The 24,435-nt window shown below is 69.3% G+C and carries 18 protein-coding genes; 6 read left to right on the forward strand and 12 right to left on the reverse strand.

Translation table 11 applies throughout. The features are described 5' to 3' along the window. The first annotated feature begins 23 nt into the window (after positions 1–23). The 3 genes from ACFZBP_RS20660 (at position 24) to ACFZBP_RS20670 (ending at position 3,389) form a co-directional block, all read left to right on the forward strand. A complete protein-coding gene (locus ACFZBP_RS20660) occupies positions 24–503 on the forward strand; it encodes an NUDIX domain-containing protein (RefSeq protein ID WP_383449108.1) in 480 nt (159 codons plus the stop codon). A gap of 54 nt (positions 504–557) precedes the next feature. After that, positions 558–1,367, forward strand: a complete 810-nt coding sequence (locus ACFZBP_RS20665) for a 3-hydroxybutyrate dehydrogenase (protein WP_383449109.1) — start codon at positions 558–560, stop codon at positions 1,365–1,367. Positions 1,368–1,442: 75 nt separating this feature from the next. Then, entirely contained in the window at positions 1,443–3,389 is a 1,947-nt protein-coding gene (locus tag ACFZBP_RS20670; protein ID WP_383449110.1) for a helix-turn-helix domain-containing protein, read from the forward strand. A gap of 73 nt (positions 3,390–3,462) precedes the next feature. Here the strand turns inward: ACFZBP_RS20670 and ACFZBP_RS20675 are convergent, their stop codons facing one another. The 4 genes from ACFZBP_RS20675 to ACFZBP_RS20690 all read right to left on the reverse strand — a co-directional run bounded on the left by ACFZBP_RS20675 (position 3,463) and on the right by ACFZBP_RS20690 (position 8,137). Further along, positions 3,463–4,848, reverse strand: a complete 1,386-nt coding sequence (locus ACFZBP_RS20675; protein ID WP_383449111.1) for an MFS transporter — start codon at positions 4,846–4,848, stop codon at positions 3,463–3,465. Between the two features lie 467 nt (positions 4,849–5,315). Then, on the reverse strand, positions 5,316–6,824 hold the full coding sequence (locus ACFZBP_RS20680) for a DHA2 family efflux MFS transporter permease subunit (RefSeq protein ID WP_391414919.1): 1,509 nt from the start codon (positions 6,822–6,824) through the stop codon (positions 5,316–5,318). 111 nt (positions 6,825–6,935) lie between these two features. After that, entirely contained in the window at positions 6,936–7,904 is a 969-nt protein-coding gene (locus ACFZBP_RS20685; RefSeq protein WP_391414921.1) for a DUF2236 domain-containing protein, read from the reverse strand. Next, positions 7,901–8,137, reverse strand: a complete 237-nt coding sequence (locus ACFZBP_RS20690) for a hypothetical protein (protein WP_383449114.1) — start codon at positions 8,135–8,137, stop codon at positions 7,901–7,903. Before ACFZBP_RS20690 ends, ACFZBP_RS20685 begins: the two co-directional genes overlap by 4 nt. Positions 8,138–8,489: 352 nt before the next feature. On the opposite strand from ACFZBP_RS20690, the gene ACFZBP_RS20695 reads away from it, so the two are divergent. Then, a complete protein-coding gene (locus ACFZBP_RS20695; RefSeq protein WP_383449115.1) occupies positions 8,490–9,095 on the forward strand; it encodes a TetR/AcrR family transcriptional regulator in 606 nt (201 codons plus the stop codon). Between the two features lie 509 nt (positions 9,096–9,604). Continuing rightward, the gene (locus ACFZBP_RS20700; protein WP_383449116.1) at positions 9,605–10,231 is read left to right on the forward strand and encodes a TetR/AcrR family transcriptional regulator; all 627 of its coding nucleotides are present in this window, start codon (positions 9,605–9,607) and stop codon (positions 10,229–10,231) included. 13 nt (positions 10,232–10,244) lie between these two features. On the opposite strand, the gene ACFZBP_RS20705 is transcribed toward ACFZBP_RS20700, so the two are convergent. The 5 genes from ACFZBP_RS20705 to ACFZBP_RS20725 all read right to left on the reverse strand — a co-directional run bounded on the left by ACFZBP_RS20705 (position 10,245) and on the right by ACFZBP_RS20725 (position 17,227). Next, the gene (locus ACFZBP_RS20705; RefSeq protein WP_391414924.1) at positions 10,245–10,376 is read right to left on the reverse strand and encodes a hypothetical protein; all 132 of its coding nucleotides are present in this window, start codon (positions 10,374–10,376) and stop codon (positions 10,245–10,247) included. A gap of 82 nt (positions 10,377–10,458) precedes the next feature. Beyond that, positions 10,459–10,848: an SDR family oxidoreductase gene (locus tag ACFZBP_RS20710; RefSeq protein ID WP_391414926.1), complete on the reverse strand. Its 390-nt coding sequence runs from the start codon at positions 10,846–10,848 to the stop codon at positions 10,459–10,461. Between the two features lie 587 nt (positions 10,849–11,435). Beyond that, positions 11,436–12,458, reverse strand: a complete 1,023-nt coding sequence (locus ACFZBP_RS20715; protein WP_391414928.1) for a substrate-binding domain-containing protein — start codon at positions 12,456–12,458, stop codon at positions 11,436–11,438. A gap of 263 nt (positions 12,459–12,721) precedes the next feature. Beyond that, entirely contained in the window at positions 12,722–13,861 is a 1,140-nt protein-coding gene (locus tag ACFZBP_RS20720) for a cellulose binding domain-containing protein (protein ID WP_391414930.1), read from the reverse strand. Positions 13,862–14,311: 450 nt separating this feature from the next. After that, positions 14,312–17,227, reverse strand: coding sequence for a glycoside hydrolase family 48 protein (locus ACFZBP_RS20725; RefSeq protein WP_391414932.1), 2,916 nt, complete (start codon positions 17,225–17,227; stop codon positions 14,312–14,314). A gap of 1,253 nt (positions 17,228–18,480) precedes the next feature. Here ACFZBP_RS20725 and ACFZBP_RS20730 point away from each other — a divergent pair. Beyond that, entirely contained in the window at positions 18,481–20,208 is a 1,728-nt protein-coding gene (locus ACFZBP_RS20730) for a glycoside hydrolase family 6 protein (RefSeq protein WP_391414934.1), read from the forward strand. 406 nt (positions 20,209–20,614) lie between these two features. On the opposite strand, the gene ACFZBP_RS20735 is transcribed toward ACFZBP_RS20730, so the two are convergent. The 3 genes from ACFZBP_RS20735 to ACFZBP_RS20745 are packed head-to-tail and all read right to left on the reverse strand — an operon-like array spanning position 20,615 to position 24,431. Continuing rightward, positions 20,615–21,940, reverse strand: a complete 1,326-nt coding sequence (locus ACFZBP_RS20735) for an amidohydrolase family protein (protein ID WP_391414936.1) — start codon at positions 21,938–21,940, stop codon at positions 20,615–20,617. 59 nt (positions 21,941–21,999) lie between these two features. Then, entirely contained in the window at positions 22,000–23,529 is a 1,530-nt protein-coding gene (locus ACFZBP_RS20740) for an FAD-dependent monooxygenase (protein ID WP_391414938.1), read from the reverse strand. Then, positions 23,526–24,431, reverse strand: a complete 906-nt coding sequence (locus ACFZBP_RS20745) for an alpha/beta fold hydrolase (protein WP_391414940.1) — start codon at positions 24,429–24,431, stop codon at positions 23,526–23,528. Before ACFZBP_RS20745 ends, ACFZBP_RS20740 begins: the two co-directional genes overlap by 4 nt. Positions 24,432–24,435 lie beyond the last annotated feature (4 nt).

Raw genomic sequence — 24,435 nt, forward strand, 5'->3', positions numbered from 1 at the left:
ATCGGCCCGTTAGGGTCGTGGTCATGGCTACTCCTGACTTCATTCGTACGATCCGGGCCGCCGCCGGTCACCAACTGCTGTGGCTCCCCGGTGTCAGCGCCGTCGTCTTCGACGACGAAGGGCGGGTCCTGCTGGGGCAGCGCGCGGACAACGGCAAGTGGACGGTGGTCAACGGCATCCCGGATCCGGGCGAGCAGCCCGCGGTCGCCGCCGTGCGGGAGGTGTACGAGGAGACGGGCGTCCGCTGTGTCGCCGAGCGGGTCGTCCTCGTCAGGGCGGGCAGCGAGGTCACCTATCCCAATGGCGACACGTGCCAGTTCATGGACATCACCTTCCGCTGCCGTGCCGTCGGTGGCGAAGCCCGCGTGAACGACGACGAATCCCTTCAGGTGGGCTGGTTCGAGGTCGACGCGCTGCCCGCGATGGACGAGAGTCAGCTGTTCCGGATCAAGCAGGCCCAGTGCGATGAACCCACGTGGTTCGAGCCCATGAGCTCGGACTGAAGTATGGGCTGTGACCATATGTGGCCTGGCGAGGGTGCTGCCTAGGGTCGAGCCATGACCCTGCCCAGCATCCTGCCGGCCCAAGGCTCGCCCTCGCCCGTCCCGCTCGACCTCGGCGGCCGCACCGCCCTCGTCACCGGCGCCGCCGGCGGTATCGGCCGTGCCTGCGCCCTGCGGCTCGCGGCGGCAGGGGCCAAGGTGAGAGCGGTCGACCGGGACGCCGCGGGGCTGGAGGAGCTCGCCGAAGCGGCCCGGGGCCTCGCCGGGGCCGTCGAACCGCACGTCCTCGACCTCACCGACCTGGACGCCGCCGAGCTCGCCGCCGCCGGCACCGATGTCCTCGTGAACAACGCCGGGCTTCAGCTGGTGCGTCCCCTCGAGGAGTTCCCGCCCGAGGTCTTCCACACGGTGCTCACCGTGATGCTGGAGGCGCCGTTCCGGCTCATCCGCGGGGCCCTGCCCCATATGTACGGGCAGGGCTGGGGCCGGATCGTGAATGTGTCCTCCGTACATGGGCTGCGCGCCTCTGCCTTCAAGTCGGCCTATGTGGCCGCCAAACATGGTCTGGAAGGACTCTCCAAAACCGCCGCCCTGGAGGGCGCACCCCATGGCGTCACCTCGAACTGTGTGAACCCCGCCTATGTGCGCACACCACTGGTCGAGAAGCAGCTCACCGACCAGGCGCGGGCCCACGGCATCCCCGAGGAACGGGTGCTGTCCGAGGTGCTGCTCCAGGACAGCGCGGTCAAGCGGCTCATCGAACCGAAGGAGGTCGCCGAGGCCGTGGCGTATCTGTGCGGCCCGCACGCCTCCTTCGTGACCGGCACGTCGCTCGTGCTCGACGGTGGCTGGACCGCGCACTGACCGGCCTGCGCCGGTGGAGTCCCGAGTTTTCCACAGGCCTGACGGAGTGGCGGTGCGATGAGCAATCCTGTCGGCATGTCTCGCGATCACGTGCACCCCGCCGAGCGCTCCGCAGCCCCTGCCGGAGCGCCCCTGAGCAGCGCGGAGACGCCGTTCCTCGAGCTGCTGGCCCGGGGCGCGTCCGCCGACGCCTATGAGCAGCCGGTGCTGCTCGCCCGCGCCGAGGGCAGATCCACCGAGCGGATCGTCGCCCTCGAACAGGCCAAGCTGCTCGCCCTGCGCGTGCGCTCCGAACTGGAGGGACGGCGCAGGCGCGAGGCCGAACTGTCGGCCCTGTTCGAGACGGCCCACGACCTCGCCGGGCTGCGCGACCTCGATGCCGTGCTCCAGGCGATCGTGCAGCGCGCCCGGTCGCTGCTCGGCACGGACGTCGCCTATCTCAGCCTGAACGACCCGGCCAGGGGCGACACCTACATGCGGGTGACCGAGGGATCCGTCGCCGCCCGCTTCCAGCAGCTGCGGCTCGGCATGGGGGAGGGCCTGGGCGGCCTCGTCGCGCAGACCGCCCGCCCCTACGTCACCGACGACTACTTCAAGGACGACCGCTTCCAGCACACCCTCACCATCGATTCCGGCGTGCGCGACGAGGGGCTGGTCGCCATCCTCGGCGTGCCGTTGATGCTGGGGCACCATGTCATCGGCGTCCTGTTCGCCGCGGACCGGCGGGCCCGGGTCTTCGAGCGGGAGCAGATCGCGCTGCTCGGCTCCTTCGCCGCCCTCGCCGCGGCCGCCATCGACACCGCGAACCTGCTCACCGAGACCCGCTCGGCCCTCGCCGACCTGGAGCGGGCCAACGAGATCATCCAGGACCGCAGCGGAGTCATCGAAAGAGCCTCCGACGTGCACGACCGGCTCGCCGAACTCGTGCTGCGCGGCGGCGGCGTGCACGACGTGGCCGCCGCGGTCTCCGAAGTCCTCGACGCCACGGTCGAGTTCGCGGAGGCCACCGCAGCACCGGCCGAAGCCCTGGAGATCTCCCGCGTCGAGGGCCACGCGGTACGGCACGACGACGACTGGATCGCCGCCGTGGCAGCGGGCGGCGAACTGCTCGGCGCCCTGGTGCTGCGCGGCCACCCCGGCCTCGATCCCGTCGACCAGCGCACCCTGGAGCGGGCCGCGATGGTCACCTCCCTGCTGCTGCTCGCCCGCCGCTCCGCCGCCGAGGCCGAACAGCGGGTCCGGGGCGAGCTGCTGGACGACCTGCTCGACGCCCGCGACCGTGACCCGCGTCTGCTGCGTGAGCGCGCGGCACGGTTGGACGCCGACCTCGACGCCACCCATGTCGTTCTCGCCGCCCGCCTCGACGCGAAGTCGGCCGACGCCGACCAGGAGGCAGCGGCCCGCAGACGCCTGTGGTCCGCCGCGTCCCACCTCGCCGCGACCCGCCACGGCCTGGCGGCCGCCCGCGACGGCGGCACGGTCCTGCTCCTCCCCCTCACTCCCGGCGACACCGCCACCACCATGGCCCGCAGCACCGCCCGGCACCTCGGCACGGCCGTGCACGAGGCGGTCACCGTCGGCGCCTCCGCCCCGGTCGAGGCCCTGGCCGCCCACCCCGACGCCGTGGCCGCGGCCTACGAGGAAGGCCGGCGCTGCCTCGACGCTCTGCGCCTGCTCGGCCGCTCCGGCGACGGTGCTGCCGCCGAGGACTTCGGGTTCGTGGGACTGCTGCTGGCGGGGGACCGTGACATCGCGGGCTTCGTCGACCGCACGATCGGGCAGGTCGTCGCGTACGACGAACGCCGCGGCACCGACCTGCTGCGCACCGTCGACGCCTACTTCGCCAGCGGGATGAGCCCGGCCCGTACCAAGGACGAACTGCACGTCCATGTGAACACCGTCGCCCAACGCCTGGAGCGCGTCGGCCGCCTCCTCGGCGACGACTGGCAGAGCCCCGCCCGCGCCCTGGAGATCCAACTGGCCCTGCGGCTGCACCGGTTGACGGCACCGACGCAGCGCTGACCCCCGTACGCACGGGGTGTACGGGGGCCGCTACTGAGGGGTCGGTGGACCCTTGGGGTGCCGGGAGGTCGGATCAGACGATGCGTGCGTCCGCCGCCCGGGCCGCAGCGGGCTCCGTGTCGGTCGGGGAGTCGATGTCGGCCAGGTCCCGGTGGCGGGTCTCCTTGGCCACGCCGACCGCGATCAACGTCAGGACGGACGCGGCGACGACGTACAGGGCGATCGGCGTGGAGCTGTCGTAGTCGGCCAGCAGCGCGGTCGCGATCAGCGGTGCGGGCGCGCCCGCCGCGACCGAGGCGAACTGGGCACCGATCGAGGCACCGGAGTAGCGCATCCGGGTCGCGAACATCTCGGAGAAGAAGGCCGCCTGGGGTGCGTACATGGCGCCGTGCAGCACCAGGCCCACGGTCACGGCGAGGATCAGGTTGCCGAAGCCACCGGTGTCGATGAGTGAGAAGAACGGGAACATCCACAGCCCGACGCCTGCGGCACCCAGCAGGTAGACGGGGCGGCGGCCGATCCGGTCCGACAGCGCGCCCCAGGCCGGAATGACCGCGAAGTGCACGGCGGAGGCGATCAGCACGGCGTTGAGGGCGGTCTGCTTGGAGACGCCGGCCGAGGTGGTGGCGTAGACGAGGATGAAGGCGGTGATGACGTAGTAGCTGATGTTCTCCGCCATCCGCGCGCCCATCGCCACCAGCACATCACGCCAGTGGTGCCGCAGCACCGAGATCAGCGGCGGCTTCTCGGCGTCGGCCGTGGGGGTGGCCTTGCGTGCCTCCGCCTGCGCCAACGCCTGCTTGAAGACGGGTGATTCATCGACAGACAGACGAATCCACAAACCGACGATCACGAGCACGCCGGAGAGCAGGAAGGGGATGCGCCAGCCCCAGCTGCCGAACGCGCTCTCCGACAGCAAGGCCGTCAGCAGGGACAGCACTCCCGTCGCCAGCAACTGCCCCGCGGGTGCGCCGGTCTGCGGCCACGAGGCCCAGAAGCCACGCCGCCGCGCGTCCCCGTGCTCGGACACCAGCAGCACGGCCCCGCCCCACTCACCACCGAGCGCGAAGCCCTGCACCAACCGCAGCACGGTCAGCAGCACGGGCGCCGCGGACCCGATGGTCGCGTGCGTCGGCAGCAGCCCGATCGCGAACGTCGCGCCGCCCATCAACAGCAGGCTCAACACCAGCAGCTTCTTGCGACCGAGCCGGTCACCGTAGTGCCCGAAGACCAGCGCGCCCAAGGGGCGGGCGGCGAATCCGACGGCGTACGTCAAGAACGACAGGAGCGTGCCGACGAGCGGGTCGGAGTCGGGGAAGAACAGCTTGTTGAAGACGAGGGCGGCGGCGGAGCCGTAGAGGAAGAAGTCGTACCACTCGATGGTGGTGCCTATGAGGCTGGCGGCGACGATGCGCTTGAGGTTGCCGGGGGGTGGGGGAGCGGTGGTTCCGGAGGCCATGTGCGCCACTTCCTCGTGTGCGGTGGGGACGGGTGGGTGTTCGCACACGGTAGGAATCTGCAGGTCAGGGGCACATGTGGTGGGACTACATAGTTCGGGGGTGGGGTGTGCGTGTTGGCCCTATGCCCGTGCTTCGAGGGCCGTATCCATGGCTCAGTCAGCTTGGGCTGGTCGGGCAGCAGCTGGTACACGGAGTTCGACCGGGGGACCGAGGCCGAGGCGACCGGGTGTCACCCGGCTGTCCCCCGACTCGCCGCGCGGAAAGCGCGCACGCACCAACGGGCTTTGGAGGCACGTACTCTCGGTTCACGCTGTCCGATGCGAGGCGCCGTGCGCCGACGGCCGGGCACCGCACTCCGGTCCGGGTGACCGGTCCTTGGCGCGGCCGCAGAGGACCGGCGAAGCCAGGTCGCCGAAAGGGCCGAACCGGCCCGATGCACAAGGTCGGTTCGGCCGCTGCTCCGCCGTCACATGTGCACGACGGGGACGGCGTCGGGGTTTTGCTCCGGTACGCCGCGCCGGTAGAGGACGACGCTGATGGCCAGGCCGACGGCGAAGAAGACGGCCGACCACCCGTAGGCGGTGGAGTAGGCCTCCAGGCCTGCGTGGCCCTGCACGGCGGGGTCCCTGGGGTCCTTGCCGGCCAGGTAATCGGTGGCGGCGCTGGTGGCGAGGGTGTTGAGCAGGGCGGTGCCGATCGAGCCGCCTACTTGCTGCATGGCGTTGACGGTGGCGGAGGCGACCCCGGAGTGCTCGAGGTCCACGCCCTCGGTGGCCAGGGCCATGGCCGGCGGCATCACCAGGCCGAGGCCGAGTCCCGTGACGACCAGTGTCGGCAGGACGTCCGTGACGTAGGAGCTGTGCAGGTCGAGGGCGGTCATCCAGGCCATGCCGGCGGCGGCCAGACCCATGCCCAGCGGCACCACCGGCTTGGGGCCGATGCGGGGGAGCAGCACGCTGGTGGCGAGGGTGGCGGTGATCATGAGCGCGCCGGACATGGGCAGGAAGGCCAGCCCGGTCTGGACGGGCGTGTAGCCGAGGCTCTGCTGCAGGTAGTAGGTGAGGAAGAGGAACACGCCGAACATGCCGGCGCCGCTGATCAGCACGGCGATGAAGGAGGCACCGCGGTTGCGGTCGAGCAGCACGCGCAGAGGCAGCAGGGGGTGGGAGGACCTGGTCTGCCACACGGTGAACGCGGCGAGCAGGACGGTCCCGGCGACCAGCCATCCCCAGGTCTGTGGCGAACTCCAGTCGTGGCTCTCGGCGTTGGCGAAGCCGTAGACCAGGCTGAACAGGCCGCCGCCGACGAGTACGGCGCCGGGGATGTCGAGGCTCGCGGTCTTGTCGCGGGCGGTACGGCGTAGCAGGAGGGCACCGCCGATGAACGCGGCACCGGCGAAGGCGAGGTTGACGTAGAGAGTCCAGCGCCAGTCGAGGTGCTCGGTCAGCACACCCCCGAGCAGCAGGCCGATGGCACCTCCGGCGCCGGCGATGGCGCCGTAGACGCCGAAGGCCTTCGCGCGTTCCTTGGGGTCGGTGAACGTCGTGGTCAGCAGTGAGAGCGCGGCCGGGGCGAGGAGGGCTCCGAACAGGCCCTGGCCGGCGCGCGCGGCGACCAGCATCTCGAAGCTCTCCGCGGCGCCGCCCAGGGCGGAGGCCCCGGCGAAGCCGACCAGCCCGACCAGGAAGGTGATCTTGCGGCCGAAGAGGTCGGCTATGCGTCCGCCGAGCAGCAGCAGACTGCCGAAGGCGAGGGCGTAGGCGGTGACGACCCACTGCCGGTCTGCGTCGGAGAAGCCCAGGTCCTTCTGGGCCGAGGGCAGGGCGATGTTCACGATGGTCGCGTCGAGGACCACCATGAGCTGGGCCACGCCGATGACGACGAGGATCCACCAGCGATGGCGAGGTGACGCGTGGCTGGACGGGAGCGGGGACACGGTGGCCGTGCCCGTCCTGTCGAGGGAGGTTTGGGACATGACGAGGTCTCCAGACGACATGGTCGAGGACAAGGAAGGTGCGGTGGCGCGACGCGGACAGGCTGCTTCGTCGGAGCTCGTCACGTGATGCGTTCAGTGATCGCGTAGCCGTCAAGCCGCCGGCGTACTTGAGCGGCGCCGGAGAGCGACGCCGAGGGGAAGGACTGCCGCGATCGGTTCGGGTTCGGGCCCGGGTTCTTCGGCGGCCTGCCGGCGAGCTGTCTGGGCCGTGGCGAGGAAGAAGGTCTGCCAGTACCGGGCTTGGCGGTTCAAGGTCTTGTTCAGCGGCATGAGGCCGGCAGCGGCCGCGACGTCGGGGATGCCCAGCCGATCTGCTGCCGTGCCCCCGAGGGACCGCCGGAGCAGGCAGTGGATGAGGTCGCGCAACTCGTCCTCGTAAAGAGCCGCGCCCGGCGCGTGAGCAGTCGCGTGGGCGTGCGCGCCGATCACGGCAGCGGTAGCAGTGCGTGAAGTGCCGTCGGGTGCAGGTGCCATGGCGTCCAGCAGGTCCCGCAGGTGGCAGGCGCCGGCATGGTCGACGACGGGCCTGTACAGGATCTCGTCGAGCCCCAGGAGATGGGCGACGCACGACCAGTACCGGTAGAGGTGGCGCTCCTCCTCGGACGTGGTGCCGATGCCTACGGCTGCCAGGGCATGGTGAGCGACGAGGGTGAAGCCGAGCCAGGTGCGTGCCACGTCGAGCCGGCCGATCGGCAGAGCCGGGCCGCCCGAGTCCCAGTCGGTGAGGGCGGTGGCCCGCAGACGGGCGTGTCGCAGCCGGGCCCCGACGGTGGTCACGTACCCGGGCTCTCCGCGCAACAGCCCGCCGGGCCGGATGGTCTGCCGCGCCCACACCCTGGACTCCGCGAGTCGGCGCGCAACGGTCTGCCTCGGCTTGTCGGTTCGCCTCAGCAGCCGGGCGGTGGCCGGGGAGGCGTAAGTGTGGGTGAGCGCACTTGTGATCGCGCGGAGACCGAACCACATGGGCGTGATGGACAGGCTCACGGCATCGCCGCTGTGGAGCATCAGGGGGTCGACCCAGGCAGGGGGCGTCTCCACCTGCTCCAACAGTGCGGTCACGGCGTCGGGGGGCGCTGGTCGAGACCTGCCAGCCCTTTCCTCAGACCGGTGTCGAGGGCCTGCCGTGCCTTGGGGCCGTAGAGGTCCAGTTCGGCGATGACGGCGTCGGCGAGCAGATCCCCGGCGGTGAGCAGCGAGGCCATGCGGTCGGCCTCTATGGAGGGCAGGTCGCCCACGGGTTCCAGGTCGATCACTCGTTCGGAGGGTGTGTGGGGTGTGTGGGGCGCGTTCATGTGGCTCTCGCTTCCGAGAAGGCGCGACCGGGGCGTTTGGGCGCACGCGGTTCCCCGAGTCGGTCGGCAAGGTGGGGATGTCCGTCACAAACGCACTCTGACACCTGTCAGATTAGAGGCAATCTGACAGGTGTCAAGTAAGCTGTCTCTCGTGGGCCCGGAGCCGGGGTACGGGTAACCCTCGTGGGCCGCCGAGGCAGGAGTCTCTTCGGGGAGGCGCGAGGAATCGCCGGCGTACGACACCTGTGAGGTACACGCCGCGCAGCCACGAACCAGCAGTCATGGAGGCGTGATGGGAGTACGAACCGAGTCCGCCAGGCGGCCAGGGCGCCCCGGCGCAGGCACTCCTGCGGTGCCCGGGGAGGAGAGCATCCTCCAGCGAGGCCTCGAGGCCTTCGCGGAGCTCGGCTACGACCGTGCCTCGGCACGTGAACTGGCCCGCCGCCTGGGCGTCAGCCACAACTTCATCAACGACCGGTACGGGTCGAAGGCAGCCTTCTGGCGGGCGGTGATGGACCATGCGATGGGGCCGCAACTTGAGCGCCTGCCCCAGGCGGACTCCGGGACCGACGACGCCGAGCGGCTGTGCCAGATCATCACCGGCTTCTACCGCGCCGCTGCGGACACACCGTTGATCGGACGTGTCCTCGTGGACGAGTCGTCCCGGGACACCGAACGGTTGGACTACCTGTACGAGCGCTACCTCGCTCCGACCCTGCAGCTCATGACGCCCAGCATCGAGCGCCTCGTCGCTTCCGGAGACATGGCACCCATTCCGATGGACGTGCTGTTCTTCGCCGTAGTCCCGCCCGTTGCGGGAATGGTGGACGGCCCTCTGGCGCGACGCCTTGGCCGACCCGAACCCGTCTCGTCGCAGCAGCTCACGGACACAGCTCAGGCGCTCGCGACGCTCGTGGTCAACGGACTCCTCGCGACGGGTACGCCAAGAATCCGGTGAGCTCGGCCGGTGCCCTGTCCGCCGGATCCTGGTAGCTCGCGTCAGGGCCGATGCGCAAATCGGCCGGGACGAGCTGCTGTAGCCGGCACCGACGGCCGGTTCACCCCTTCAAGGAGGTCATGCCGTCCCGCTCATGCTGGCGTCGGGGCGCAGATGACGTACCCGGGCGGCCGCACTGTGTGCGGACGGCGCCGCCCCGTTGGGCGGGTCTCACCCGCCGCTGGTGCGGATCAGTCGCGATCGGCGACGCCGAACACCTCGCCGCCATCTACCCCCGCTTCGGAGAGTTCACCGACTGCGCGTCAGGCTGGACCCCGACCGGCGCTTCACCACCCCGTACCTGCGCCGGGTGCTCGGAGTGATCGCGTCTCGCCCAGCCGGTGATTTTTCATATCGGTTACGGTGTTGCTGTCATGGTGCTGCTCGAGGAGGTGGGACGATCCGTGGCAGAACCTGGGCGTGCGCGAGCGGGCGCGACATCGACTCGGCGTTCTCCGGGGCGGCCTCCGGTGCCGTTGGAGCGCATCGTCGCTACAGCACAGTTGATCGTGGACGAGGAGGGCTCCGACGCTCTCTCGATGCGGACGCTGGCCCAGCGCCTGGGCTCGGGGACGGCGACGCTGTACCGGCACTTCGACAACCGCGCGGCTCTGGTCGCACATGTCGTGGACCGCATGTTCGGCGCCGTGGAGCTGAACGGCGACGAGCTCCTCGCGATGGGCTGGGAGCGGGCGCTGCGGACGGTGGCGCACACCATGTTCGACGCCTTGGCCCGACACCGGAACGCGGCGCGTCTGCTGGTCGAGCAGATTCCCGTGGGGCCGAACGCCATGGCGCTGCGGGAGCGCTGTGTCGCGGTGCTGCTCGGCAGTGGTTTCCCGCCACGAGTGGCCGCGTACGCGTATGCGACACTGTCCCGCTACGTCCTCGGGTTCGCGGTACAGGCCAGCGGGCATGGTGGCGCTGGACAACCTGACGATGCACAGCCGACGGCCGTGTTTCAGAGTGCGGATCCGCACCTGTTCCCGGCTACCGCGGCCGTCGCCGGGTCGATGCCGGTTCCGATCGAGGACGAGTTCTCCTTCGGCCTCGAACTTCTTCTCAGCGGGCTTGCCCGCCTGCGCGACGAGGTCTGACCGAGCGACATGGTCACGCGGACACGTCCTGGAGACGGACCGCTCCTTCGGGCAGATCCCGTTCCGCGGCCAGTGGCAGCTCCAGGGAGGTGAGCATGTCCCGGTAGCGTTCCGCCAGCTGGGAAGGGGTGTCTCTGCTGAACACCACCAGCTCCCGAAAGCAGCCGGACCCGATCCGCCGTGCGTGGCGGACCAGTGCAGGGGTACCGCGGTCTCCGGTGCCACCGTCACACCGATCCCCTCGACCGCGAACAGGAGCGCCGCCGACACCTGACCGGTGCGCGCCACAGCACGGGAGTGAACCCGAAGTGGCCCGCCAGGCGGTCTACCACGACGATCGGCAGGTCGAACTTGCCCTCCCGCTCGGCCTTGGCCCGATCCAGGAACCCCGTCCGCTGGGTACCGATCCGGCCGGGAACGACCACGTTGCAGGTGACGCCGTCGGCCGCCACTTCCCGGGCCAGCGTCTTGGACCAGCCGAGGAGGCTGGCACGCAAGGCGTTCGACAGCCCCAAGTCGGGGATGGGGGCGATCACGCCGGAACTGGCGCTGGTGATGATCCTGCCCCAGCCGCGGCTCCTCATCAGCGGCGCAACCCTGTCGATGATCGCGATCACCGGCACCACCATGGACCGAAGTGCTTCAGCCAGGTCTCCGGGGGCAACGCCATCAAGGTCATGCTGGACATCTCCGAGGACCTGGAGCCGGCCCGTGCCCGGTGACGGAGCAGCCCCTGCGCCCCACGTCCCGGTAGCCGGACGGGAGAACGCGGCGACCGCCATGGCCGAGGCCGCCACCTGGCTGGGACTGAGCGAGGACCAGCTCCCGCTCGCTGCCAATGACTGGAGAGCCTGTGGGTCGTGAAGACCGTCCGCGGTGTCGAGCGCGTCGCTCGCAGGAGCGGGTTCGGCGTGCCGGTGTCGGAGTTCGGGCTCCATGACACGGCGGCCAGGACCATCGACGACACGACCCGGCATGGGCGCATCGCCATGATCAGCAGACAGGATCACCCCTTCTGCCGTGCCTGGCTGTCCGGCTGTCCGGCTTTGGATCGTCCCCGATGGCCCCGAGGCTCTGAGCCGAGTTGATCCGCACCGGCCCCTCACACGGGGTGCACGCCCAGCACGACCCAGCGATCGGGAGCGCTCCCAACGTCCTTGGCGGCTGTCTCCGATTCGGGTCGCCAGGCGGGCGCCGACGCTTTTCACGCCGATTCACGGACCTGCAGCTCCGTGCGGAGGATGACGTGACGGTAGGCCACCGACGGCTCTTCCATGTCCTCCATCAGCAGCCGGATCATGGCCCGCCCCATCTCCTCCAGCGGCTGACGCACCGTGGTCAGGCGTGGCTCGGTGCGCTGAGCCAGCGGAAAGTCGTCGAAACCGATCACTGCGACGTCCTGCGGTACTCGCCGCCCTGCCGCACGCAGTGCATGCAGAGCGCCCACCGCCGTGGTGTCCGACGCGGCGAGTACGCCGTCGATCTCCGGGTGCCGCTCGAGCAGCTCCACCATGGCGCGGCGCCCGCTCTCCTCCGTGAAGTCGCCCTCGACGACCAAGGACTCCTCGTACGGCAGGCCGGCCAGCGCCAGGGCATCCTGATAGCCCCGCAGCCGGCACTGGGCGACGTACATGTCCAACGGCCCCGCGATGGTGGCGATCGCTCTGCGGCCCCGTGCCAGCAGATGGGAGACGGCGCTGCGGGCACCGCCCACGTTGTCGGCGTCCACGTAGCTGACATATTCGTCGCCCGAGCGGCGCCCCAGCATCACGGTCGGCAACCGTGCCTCGGCAAGCATGTCGGGCAGCCGGTCTCCCGCGTGCACGGACAACAGCAGGACTCCGTCGACACGGCCGCCGCGGGCGTATTCCAGAAAGCGCTTGCGCTCAGTGTCCGAGCGGACCAGGGTCAGCATCAGTTGCATCCCGGTGTCCGTCAGCGCGTCCCCGAGTGAGCCCACGATCTCCGAGAAGAACGGCTCGGCGAACACCCTCCAGTCGGGTTCCGTCAGAACGAGAGCGACGGCGTCGGTGCGCCGTCCGGCCAGGGAGCGGGCCGCGAGATTGGGCACGTACCCCAGTTCCTGGATGGCTCGCTGCACGGCTTCGCGCGTCGACTCCTTCACGCCGGCCGCGTTGTTGATGACACGGGAGACTGTGCCCCGCCCCACCCCGGCGCGAGCGGCCACCTCTTCCAGCGTTGGCGCACCGGGGCGTCGCCTGCCCATGACCACCTCCCCCACGAGATCATCCGATCTTACGGGGCGAGGGAACGGGGCACACGGCTTCGAGGGTGACCTGGGCTCTGTGGGCCAAAAGACGTCTGGTTCGCCTCATTCATGAGCGATTGCGCTCTGCAGAAGGGAGGACCCGCCCCTCAGACAGCAGTCCGGCGGGCGGGTCCGGGTGGCGGGCGCGACTCGGGTCCGGTGTGTGCTCGGCAATGGGCGGCCGGCCGGTGTCTCGGGTCGGGTGAATCATCCTGAATACGTCATGCGGTGGTGCAGGCAGTGCCGTTCAGGCTGAAGGCGGACGGCTTGGCGAAACTGCCGCTGTAGGAGGCCTGGAAGCCGAAGGAGGCCTGACCGCCGGGTGCAAGGGACGCGTTGTGCGCCAGGTTGCGGGCCGTTACCGCTCCGGAGGACGGTGAGATCCCGGCGTTCCAGGCGCCGGTGATCGCCTGCCCTGCGGGCAGCGTGAACGCGAGGTTCCAGCCGTTGACCGGCGAGGAGCCGGTGTTGGCCAAGGTGATATCGGCGGTGTAGCCGCCCTGCCACACGCTGGTGCTGTAGGCCACCTTGCATGCCGCGGGTCCGCTGGGAGTGCCGGGGCCGCCGGGGGTGCCGCCACCCAGGTTGACGGTTGAGGAGAAGGAGTTCACCGCCAGTCCAGCACCGTTCCGCCAAGGCTCGAAGCCTGCCTGAACGCTCGTCAGGTACCAGTCGTTCTGTGCGAGTCCGCGGGAGACGGCCTGCCGGACGAAGTCCATCGCGTTGAAGCTCCAGCTGTCGATCGCCGATGGTGCGACGAAGGACAGCACGTCGTTGGAGCCGTTGCTGCCCGACCACACCTGCCAGGTGCGTCCGCCCACGCTCGCCGTGCCGACCTGAGAGCCGATGGGCTGGATCGGTCCCACCTTGTTGAACCAGATCATGATCTCGGTCCGGTTCACGCCGTCGGTGCGGGGTGTCGGGTCCAGCCAGATGTCGTACGAAGCGTTGTACGCGGCGTCGCCGCCCACGTAGCTGTAGGAGATGCCCGTGGGCGCGTCGGCGATGGAGCTCAGCCGGGCCGGGAGGTTCGTGCCGGGGGAGCAGTTGGTGTAATGGCAGCCGTTGTACACGGACGGGTAGGACTTCGGAGCGCCGTTCGTGGGGACCGAGCCGTCGGCCTGGGCAACTCTGAAGCCCGAGTCGGTGACAGTGATGCACTGGGGCTGGCTGATCCCCCAGCGGTTGTTCTGCACGACGTAACGGCCCTGGATGGTCGTGGAGCCGAATTGCTCGCAGATCGTCGTGTCGGCGTGCGATGTCGAAGCGCCGGTGAGCAGCGCTGCCAGCGCGGCGAGTGAGGTGAGTAGCGCACCGGACAAGGCGCGCACCCGGAGGGCTTGGTCACGTAGTGGTTGCATGCGGCTCCTCCGCAATGGATGTGTGTGGGGGAAGAGAGACGAGCGCCCAGGAAATGGGAGCGCTCCCAATGCATTCTCCGGGGACTGTAGGAGAGGATCATGGACCTGACAAGACGTTGTCTCGTAGACCCCTCGAGCGACTCCCGTTACCGCAGGTCATCCAGGGGAAAGGCGAATCGATGCCCTGGTGCTCGGCCCAGCGCCGTGACGCGTCGTTCTGGCCGGGTCTCATCCATGCCGCCTCCTTCGATGCGGCCTGCCGGTGCGGAGTCGCGCGCGGCAGGCCGGCGACGCTCCTGGGTGCCTCACCCCGCTCACGGCCGACAGCTCAGGGAGCGGCGGGAGAAATGGGTGGTCACCGGGCGGCCCCCGTGCAAGTGGGGGCCGCCCGGCGGGTGACCCCGTCTCCTGGTGACGGGGTCGCGCACGCGGAGCCTCAGCGGGGGGGGTCTACTCGAGGAGTTCCGCGTACGAGCCCATGGCCAGGGCGATGTCCGCCTGAGCCCAGAACCGGTGGTACGTGAACGACGGAACCGCACCGCCCGAGAGATAACTCTCGATCTTCGACCAGGCCGGGTCGTCCTCGTAGAAGGACCGGATCGAGTCGAACGTCGACGACGAGTTGATCGCGTCACCGTTCGGCATCGTGCCCGTCCAGCCGCTCGGGATGTACACCGGGTCGTCGAACCGGTTGTAGTCGGCCCGGTTCTCCGGGACCGCGATCCCGAGCGCGTCCTGGTGGTTGTCCCACATGCCGTCCAGCAGCTTCTTCGCCGCCGTGCCGGCCTCCGTGTCGCCGGAGCGGTCCGCGTAGTACGTCAGGGTCTTGGCGTACGCGGCCGCCACGCCGACGTCGTTGGTGTAGTCGGCGACCGTGACGTGCAGCCCGTTGTTGTCGCCCGGATTCGAGGCGTTCCAGGTGTCGGGCTGGCCCGACCACTGGAGCGTCGACGGGATCCGGTAGGTGCCGTCCGGGTTGAACGTGGTCTCGGACAGGGCCCACTTGACCCACTTGTCGAGGACCGTCTTGGCCGCGGCGTTGCCCGTCTGCTGGTACAACTCGGCGACGCGCTCCATGGACCACGCCTGGAAGCCGAACCACTGGTTGGACGGCGGGTCGTGGTACACGGGCTTCTCGTCGTAGTACATGCCGTGGAAGGTCGACTTCCCGGCGGGCGGGGTCGCGTACCGGCCCGCCCAGCTGTTGGTCGCGCCGCCGGCGATGGCTCCCTCGCTGGACTGCAGCCAGCGGTAGAACTCCAGTTGCCGGTCCATGGACTTGGCCCAGTCCGCGGCGCCCGTCGCCGACTTGGGCTTCAGCGGGGCGTAGTTGCCGAGCGCGTACGCGGCCAGCGGGTTCTGGTAGCCGCCGTGGGCGTGGCTGGAGCCGATGCGCCAGGCCCAGCCGGCATTCGTGTCCGTCGCGCCGCCCCAGGCGTAGTACCAGGACATCAGGTACATCGAGGCGTCCTTGCCGGTGCCCGCCGGGCAGGTGGAGGGACCGACGCAGTTGCCGACCTTCTTGAAGTACTTGTCGAACATGGAGTAGCGCAGATAGTCGCCCATCTTGGCGGCCTTGCCCACCGTCGCGGAGACGGCGGAGCCCTTGCCCTGCTCCTTCGCCCACAGGTCCGCCCAGTACGCGGCCTGCACCGCACGGGCGTCGGCGTCCGGGGCGTTGGTGAACTTCCACTGCTTGGCGTAGGAGGCGTCACCGGTGAAAAGGTCCAGGTAGCCGTTCTTGCCGCCGTACTTGAAGGCGTCGCAGGTTGGCTGCGGCACCGTCTCCCACACCGACTCCTGTGGCCCGCGCTGGAAGGTGTTGATGTACGACGGCCCGGTGTCCGACGGACCGGCCTCGCACTTGCCTGGCGAGTTGCCGAATCCGTAGACGTTGTCCACGTCCTGCAGCCAGTGCATGCCGTAGACGTCGTCCGTGCCGTACGCGCTCTTCAGCTCGGCCGCGATCGGGTCCGAGCCGGCCGCGACGGACGGCTCGAGCTTGGCCGGGTACTCGTTCGGGGTGTCGTGCTCGGGCGCGTAGGTCGCCGGCTTCGAAGGGTTGTAGAAGGAGTTCGTCGGCTGGTCGGCCTTGGTGGGGATCATGTACTTCTCCATGATCTCCCAGGCGCCGTTGAACTTGGACCAGTCACCCGTCACCTTGCCGTACATGGCCTGGAGCCACAGGAGGTAGCTGTACGCCTCCGACGTGGTCTCATGGCCGTGGTCCGGCGCCTCCACGATCAGCGTCTCCACCGAGTGGTAGGGGATGCCCTCGGGGGAGAAGTAGCCGTTCGCCGGGTTGGTGATCTTCCCGTACAGCTCCAGGAAACGGGCGTCGTACACCTTCGCCGCCGCCAGCTGGGTCACGGTGACCGAGGCCTTCGCATGGCCGTTGGCCGTCGACTCGAAGGTCGCCGCGCCGGTACCGGAGCTGTCTGCGGCGATGGTCACCTTCTGCGCGGTGTTCCAGTTCGACGGCGTGAAGGTGAGCGAGGCGCCACCCGTCACCGACAGGCCCGTGTTACCGCTCGCGCGAGCGGTCGCCACCGTCACGTTCGCGCTCGGCTGCTTCGACAGTTTCACCTCGTACGTGCCCGTCTTGCCCTGCTGGACGCCCAGTTGCGTGGGCGTGGCGACCACCGTGGGCCCTGAGGCGACCCTGATGCCGACCGGCGTGGACGATGCCGACGCGCCCAGGCTGTCGTAGGCCTTCGCGACGAGCGAATGACTGCCCACGGTCAAGCTGGAGACCGAGAGCGAGTACGGCGCCGTCGTGTCCGTGCCCAGCAGTGCGGTGTCGTCGTAGAACTCGACCTTGCTGATGGAGGCGCTGTCCGCGGCGGCGGCGGTGGCAGCGAGCGGGACGGCGTCGCCCTGCGAGTAGACCGCGCCGGCCGCCGGGCTGGTCAGAACGGTGATGGGGGGCTGGTGGGCGCCGGTACAACTGGTGCCGTTGAGCGCGAAGTTCGTGGGTGCGGCATTGGAGCCGCTGTAGCTGAACTGCGCACCGGTGCTGACCGCGGCTCCGGCGGTGATCCGCCCGTTGTAGCCCGCGTCCTTCACGGTGACGGACTGGCCCGACTGGGACCAGGTGCCGTTCCAGCCGTTGCTCAGCTTCTGGTTGCCCGCGTAGCTGTACGTCAGGGTCCAGCCGTCGATGACGTCCGTACCGCGGTTGGTGATCGTCAGGTCCGCCGTGAAGCCGGAGCCCCAGTCGTTCGTCTTGTAGTCGACACTGCACTGAACCGGGGCCGCCTGGGCGGGAGTCGAACTCGCGGCCAGTAGTGACAGGGGCAGGGCTAAAGCGGTCGCCACGGCGGTCCACGCCCGCCGAACGGCTCTGTGTTTGCGTCCGGGATCCATGAACTGGTTCCTCCTAGCGGCTTGCGGCTCGGGGAAGGACAAGTCTTGGCCAGTGGGAGCGCTCCCATAATGAGGACGCGGGTGACGGCGGTCAAGACGCTTGAAGACTCGAAGGCTCAGAACGGTTTAGTTCAACGAAAGTTTCGGCGACCCTCTGGGCAACCGCGCCACTCGGCGCTACCGTCCTTCGCACCAGTGGGAGCGGTTCCAATCAGGCGACGCGTCGGTCACGGCGCGCTCAACTGCAAGGAGTCGCTCATGCGACACCCCCCACCTGCGTTACTTTTGGCCGCTGCAGGCGCCGACGCGCTCGTCGCCACCGTGGTCGTCCCGATGGTCTTGGCCCAGGGAGCAACGCGTCCTGGGCCGAGGGAGCACACCGTCGACGACCAGCGGGCCAACGGCTTCCACGGATCATTGAGAAGTACCGGCGGGTCTGCCGCGCCGAGCGGTCAGGCATCGTCGTTCGGTCTTCGTCGAAGGCCAAAAACTCACGTGGGACCGGCAGGCCGCCTGGTCCCGGTCCGGCATGACGGTGATTGCCACGACCGTCCGGTTCGAGTCGACCGGCAGCGCGGAGCGCCGACTCCGCCTGTCCGACGAAAGACCGGATCACCTGGGCGAAGAGACGCCGCGGCCGACAACAGCCTGGTGGCTCCCATCGAGCCGCACGCCATGACGTGGATCATCGATCAGCACCGTCCCCGCGTCAGGTGCACCGGCATTTCGGCAGGGTGCTCCGACGTCCCCTCCACCTGCCGGAAGCCCATTACGGGCGCGCAGTCCGCGCTGTCAGTCCGGGCAGCTGTCGAAGAGCGCAGAACGTGATCCTTGCGGGTGGACCGACATGCTCCGGTGATCTCGGTCAGTGGCTGTCGCACGAGCCCACCGGCCCGGCGGGCAATCCGATCGCCCCCAGCGTGTCCACAACTCCAACACCAGCACCGACACCTCCACCGACGAGAGCCGGCGGACGTCCACGCTTGCTCCCGCCGCCGCGCAAGTGCCTCTGTTTACAGGGGAGATCGGCTAGGGCGCCTCCACCTACAGGGTCACCGACCAGGTCATGCACTGGTTCGGCGACCGCACTCCGTCCCACCTGGGCTGGAGCGGGATGCCGGGCACTGCTCCTGCTGCCTGTCCTCGGTCTCGCACCACGACGGTAAGCCCACCCCCGTACGGCATCGGACCGCGCGAGCGTCGGCGCGGCCGTAATCGGTAGAAGGATCTCGAAGGAGAAGGAACCCACACTCATGAGTCGCACCAGGACCTCACTGCTCACTGCCCTCGCGCTGCTCACCGGAAGCTCAGGGGCCGCGCTTCTCACGGCGCCGGCAGGTGCCGCCACCGCCTCCGTCCCCTGCACGGTGGACTACAAGGTGCAGAACCAGTGGGACAGCGGCTTCACCGCTGCCGTCACCATCACCAACAAGGCTGCCGGCAAGTCGAATTGGTCGGTGAAGTGGTCGTACGCCGGCAACCAGAAGATCACCAGCGGATGGAACGCGAAGATCAGTCAGAGCGGGAGCGCCGTCACCGCCACCAACGAGAGCTACAACAGCACGCTCGCCACGGGCGGTTCGGTCAGCTTCGGCTTCCAGGGCACCTACAGCGGCACCAACGCAGTCCCGGCCACGTTCACCCTCGACGGCGCGGCCTGCAACGTCGATGACGGCAGCGGCTCGGGCGGCGGAGGCGACGACGGCGGGGACGGCGATGGCAACGGCAGTCGTGTCGCCAACCCCTACGTCGGAGCCAAGGCCTATGTGAACCCCGAGTGGTCGGCCAAGGCCGCGGCCGAGCCGGGCGGCAGCCGTATCTCCGACCAGCCCACCGCCGTCTGGCTCGACCGGATCGCCGCGATCAACGGCGTCAACGGCGGAATGGGGCTGCGCGCCCACCTCGACGAGGCCCTGAAGCAGAAGGGCTCAGGCGAGCTCGTCATCCAGGTGGTCATCTACGACCTCCCGGGCCGTGACTGCGCCGCCCTCGCCTCCAACGGCGAGCTCAAGCCCGACGAGATCGACAAGTACCGGACCCAGTACATCGACCCCATCGCCTCGATCCTCTCCGACTCGAAGTACGCGTCCCTGAGGATCGCCACGATCATCGAACCCGACTCCCTGCCCAACCTGGTCACCAACGCCGGCGGCACCCCCACCACCACTGACGCCTGCGTGACCATGAAGGCCAACGGCAACTACGAGAAGGGCGTCTCCTACGCCCTCGACAAGCTCGGGGCCATCCCGAACATCTACAACTACATCGATGCCGCGCACCACGGCTGGCTCGGCTGGGACAGCAACCTCGCCCCGGCCGTGCAGCAGTTCCACAAGGTCGCCACCACCAACGGCGCGAGCGTGAACGACGTGGCCGGGTTCATCGTCAACACCGCCAACTACAGTCCGACCAAGGAGCCGTACCTGAAGATCACCGACACGGTCAACGGGCAGACCGTGCGCCAGTCGAAGTGGCTGGACTGGAACCAGTACGCGGACGAGCAGTCCTTCGCCCAGGCGCTGCGGGACAAGCTCGTAGCGGCCGGATTCCAATCCGGCATCGGCATGCTGGTCGACACCTCCCGCAACGGCTGGGGCGGCGCCGCCCGGCCCACCGGCCCGGGGCCGATGACCTCCGTGGACGACTACGTCAACGGCAGCCGCATCGACCGGCGCATCCACGCCGGCAACTGGTGCAACCAGAGCGGCGCGGGCATCGGCGAACGGCCCACCGCGGCACCGGCCGCCGGTATCGACGCCTACGTGTGGGTCAAGCCGCCGGGGGAGTCGGACGGCTCCAGCGCCGCCATCCCCAACGACGAGGGCAAGGGCTTCGACCGCATGTGCGACCCGACCTACGGCGGCAACCCCCGCAACGGCAACAACCCCACGGGGTCCCTGCCGAACGCGCCCGTGGCGGGACACTGGTTCTCCGCCCAGTTCCGGCAGCTGATGCAGAATGCCTACCCGCCGCTTCCGTAACCCCTTGACGCGGTGAGCGTCCCGCCGGGGTCGGTCCGCCTTCCCGAACAGGCCCCGGCGGATGGCGCTTTGTACCGGCAGCGCGGCTTGTCTGGACCGCCTTGCCCTCCACGCCGCCGGTGACATCAGCCGGCAGGTCGATGACCGCGACGGTGCACATGACTACAACGGTGGCGCCGCACCCATGGCCCAGCGAACCTCGACAGCTCCACCGGCTACATCGGCGGCAGCGCGCCAACGGCAGCCACGGGACCCGCAAGTCCACGACAACCGCGATTGCAGCACCATCATTTCGAGACCCCGCAGGCTTCCACGGCGCAGACGCGCGACCGGGTCAGCAACACCGGTGGCTGGTCCAAGCTGCGCGACGAAACCCCGGTACCTGCTGGGAGGCCGCTGCAAGGTGTCAGCCCTGACGGCCTGCGGGACCGATGCTGCGCAGCAGCCGCTCTCCGGACTCGCGGAGCCGGCCCTTGACGTCGTCGAGCCGGGACGTGAGGAGGGCGTGATCGCGTTTGCGCCAGGTTCCGGCGACCATCACCGCTTCGATGTTGGCGATGTCGGCGTGCAGAGCCGTAGCGACCGGGTCGTGTGCCGGCCACAGGTTGAATGCCCGGGCGTCGACGGCGACCAGGTCGGCTTGCATGCCCACCTCGATCCGGCCCACCCGGTCGGCCAGGCCCAGCGCCTTCGCCCCTTCGACCGTGGCCCACGCCAGTGCCTGTTTGGCGGTGACCGAGGGTGTGTCGGCGTACCTCCCGGTCGTCTGCCGGTGCCGCGCGTGGTCCAGGCTGCGCTGGTGGGCCAGGGCGATGCGGGCGGCGGTGAGGAGATTGCCGGGTACGGCGGTGTCGATATCGGTGCCCAGGGAGGGCGCCGCGCCCGAGCGCAGCAGCGACCCGGTGATGGGCGTGCCGTGTCCCTGGCCCAGTTCGTTCTCGGGCGTGGTGGTGAAGGTGACACCCGCCTCGACGAGCGTCTTGATCCAGTCGTCGGGCAGGCCGGATCCATGGACGATGTTCGTCCTGGGACCGAACAGTCCGGCTGTGCGCAGCGCTTCCCAACCGGGTGAGGGTTCTCCGCCGCTCTGGTGCATCGAGACGACGAGGCCGCGTTCCGCGCCGGCCTGGAAATCGGCCACCGCGGTCTCGACGGAGGAGTACTGCGGCCCCTGGAGCGCCATGCCCAGGGTGAGGAGAGCATGGCCCCGTACGGGGCCGTCGAGCAGCCGGTCGATCTCGGCGAGGGGGTGGGGGATGTCCGGCGACCGGTAGGGGGTGCCGTGCAGGAAGGCGGCGCGGATTCCGGCTTGAGTCAGGCCCTCGACCGCGGCGTCGGCGTGTTCGGGCGACAGGACGTTGTGACAGAAGTCGCCGAGGGTGGTCGTCCCGCAGTTGAGCTGGTTCAGCGCGCCGGCGAGATTGCTGATGTGCATGTCGCCCGGGGTGTAGTGCTCGACGCACTCACCGTGGAGGTGGGTGAGGTACTGCATCAGCGTCCAGTCGGCGCCGACCGAGCGCAGCGCCGTCTGCCAGGTGTGCAGGTGGGCGTTGATCAGGCCGGGCATGAGGATACGACCGGAGAAGTCGACGACTTCGGCGTCGGGTGCCTCGATGTTTTCGCCGAGGGCGGCGATGCGGTCGCCGTCGACGAGGATGTCGAGGTGTTCGGCGTCGGGCCGGTCCGGGGCCATCGTGATGACCTGCGCTCCGCGCAGCAGGACGCGGCTCATGCGGTGGCTCCCCGATCGGGGCGGATGTGGCCGTGTTGGGACATGGTGCGGCTCCTTGCCTACGGCGTCATGGCGCGTACGGCGGTGTGTGTGGTGGTGAGGAAGTCCCGGGTGGCGATGTGCCCGATGTAGCCGTCGGGACGGATCAGCAGCAGCGTGTCGCCGGTCAGTCCGTAGGCACGCCGCAGCGTCTTCCCGGGGTCGGAGAGGGCGAGGCCGTCGAAGGCGGACGGACCGACGAATAGCCGCTTCAGCCTGGCGCCCGCCGTCGGCCAGGCGAACTCTTCGAGGTCCCGCGCGGCACCGGGGCCGTAGGCGATGGCAGTGAAATGCGGCCCGCGCAGGACGTCGAACAGCCGGGTCTCGGCGCCCTGGGCGTTGAGCAGTCGGGCGTCCGGGGCGCGGTCACCCACGCGCAGGGTCTCGGTACGCATGCCGTCGGCGGGAGCGAGGGGTCCGCCGTAGTAGGTCAGGCCGAGCTGCTGTTCGTCCTTGCCCCGCTTCATGCTCGACGGGTCGAGCTTGGCGATGCCGCCCCACTTGTCCGTGGACAGGCCCAGGACTCCGGCGGCGATCGGCTGCCGCTCGGTCTCGTAGGTGTCCAGCAGCGCCGGGTCCGCACCGGCGAGGACCTGACTGATTTTCCAGCCAAGGTTGTAGCCGTCCTGTATGCCGGTGTTCAGACCCTGGGCGCCGGCCGGAGTGTGGACGTGCGCGGCGTCACCGACGAGGAAGACACGTCCTCGGCCATAGTTCTCCGCCAGGCGGATGTTGGGCCGGAACACCGACGTCCAGTGGATGTCGTGCAGCTGAATGCGCTGGTCATGGGTGTGGGAGTGGATCCGCTGGATGATGGCGTCCCTCTTCGCGGGCGGCTCCTCGTCCGGTGTGAGTCGGATCATCCACTGGAACATGTCGCTGTCGGGCAGCGGGCAGGCGCCGATGAACCTGCCGCCGCGGCCGGGCCACATGTGCCACCGGTTGCGGGCCAGACCTGTCACCGAGGCGTCGACGATGAGCATCCGGTCGCTCTCGTCCGTCGTCCCGACGAACCCGACTCCGAGCTGCTTGCGCACCGCACTGGAACCGCCGTCGGCGCCCACGACGTAGCGGGCCACGATCTCCTGCGCGCCTTCCGCGCCCGACACCTTGGCCACCACCGTGTCCTCGTCCTGCGTGAGCTCGGTCAGTTCCTTGCCGAACTCGATCTCATGGCCGAGCTCGCTGAGCCGGGCGTGCAGGGCTCGGTCCGTGCGGAACTGGGGGATCAGCCAGGTGTTCGGGTACGGGACGGCGGGGGTGATCTCCTTGTGGGTGAACATCTTCCACGGCAAGGCGAGGGGTCCCGCATGGAGCCCGACCTTGGGATAGACGCTGCCGCCGGCCAGCACCTCGTCCAGGGCGCCGAGGTCTTCGAGGACTTCGAGGCTGCGAGGCTGGACGCCCTTGGCGCGGGAGCCGTCGAAAGCGTGGGGAGATCTTTCGACGATGCGAATGTCGAGTCCCCGGCGTACGAGGTCGATCGCCAGCGCGGAGCCCGAAGGGCCCGCACCGACGACCAGTACGTCGATGACCTGCGGGTTGTTCATGAGTCGAGCCTTTCGGTGCGTGCGGCCACGAAGGGGACGATCTGATCGGCGACGTGGCACGGACGCTCGAATGGGGCCATGTGGCCACACCTGGGAATGACGTGATGATGCTGGGGCTTCAGCAGAGTGCGAGCCACGTCGAGGTCGGTCAGTGGCGTGACGTTGTCCTCGTCGCCCCACAGGAGCAGCGTGGGAATGCCCAGTGCGCCCGTTCGTCGGAAGAGGTCGTCACGCCCCGAGACCGGCAAGTGCTGAAGCGTGTCGAATACCGCGTACAGCGAGCCCTCGAAGCGGAAGGCGTCGAGGACCATGTCCGTCAGTCTCGCGCCGAGCCCGGGGTCACGGACGTTGTGCCCGAGGTGCTCCTGGAGTATCCGGTGGCCGCGCCGCCGGGCGATGACACCGGCCAGCAGGTCGCTGCGCAGCAGCCGGTGAGGTGAGGTGGGCCGCGGTTTCGCCAGACCGGCGGGTCCGACGATGGTGAGGGTGGACACCGACGAGGGGTACTGGGCGGCGTAGGTCATGGCGACGAGCGCGCCCATGGAGGTGCCGACGAGGTGCAGTGGGCGCGTCGTCAGTCCGAGCCGCTCGGTCAGCTCGGTCAGCTGCCGCGCGAAGAGGGTTTCGTCGTATCGTGCCCGCACCCGGTCCGAATAGCCGCGGCCGTAGGCACTGTAGGCCAGAGTCCGCAGCCCGCGGGCGTTCAGCTCGGTGACGAGGCCGTCCCAGTAGAAGAGCGGGATGGTCAGGCCGCCCGTCAGCACGACCAGCTCCCCGTCCTCGGGGCCCTCCAACTCGTAGTGCGTGACGCCGTCGGAGAGTGCGACGAAACTGCCGCGCAGGGCTTGCCGCGATTCGGCGGTGAGCCGTCGGTCCTCGCCCTGTGCGACGAAGTACTTCATGGAA

The organism is Streptomyces sp. NPDC008086 (assembly GCF_042957325.1).
Lineage (GTDB): Bacteria > Actinomycetota > Actinomycetes > Streptomycetales > Streptomycetaceae > Streptomyces.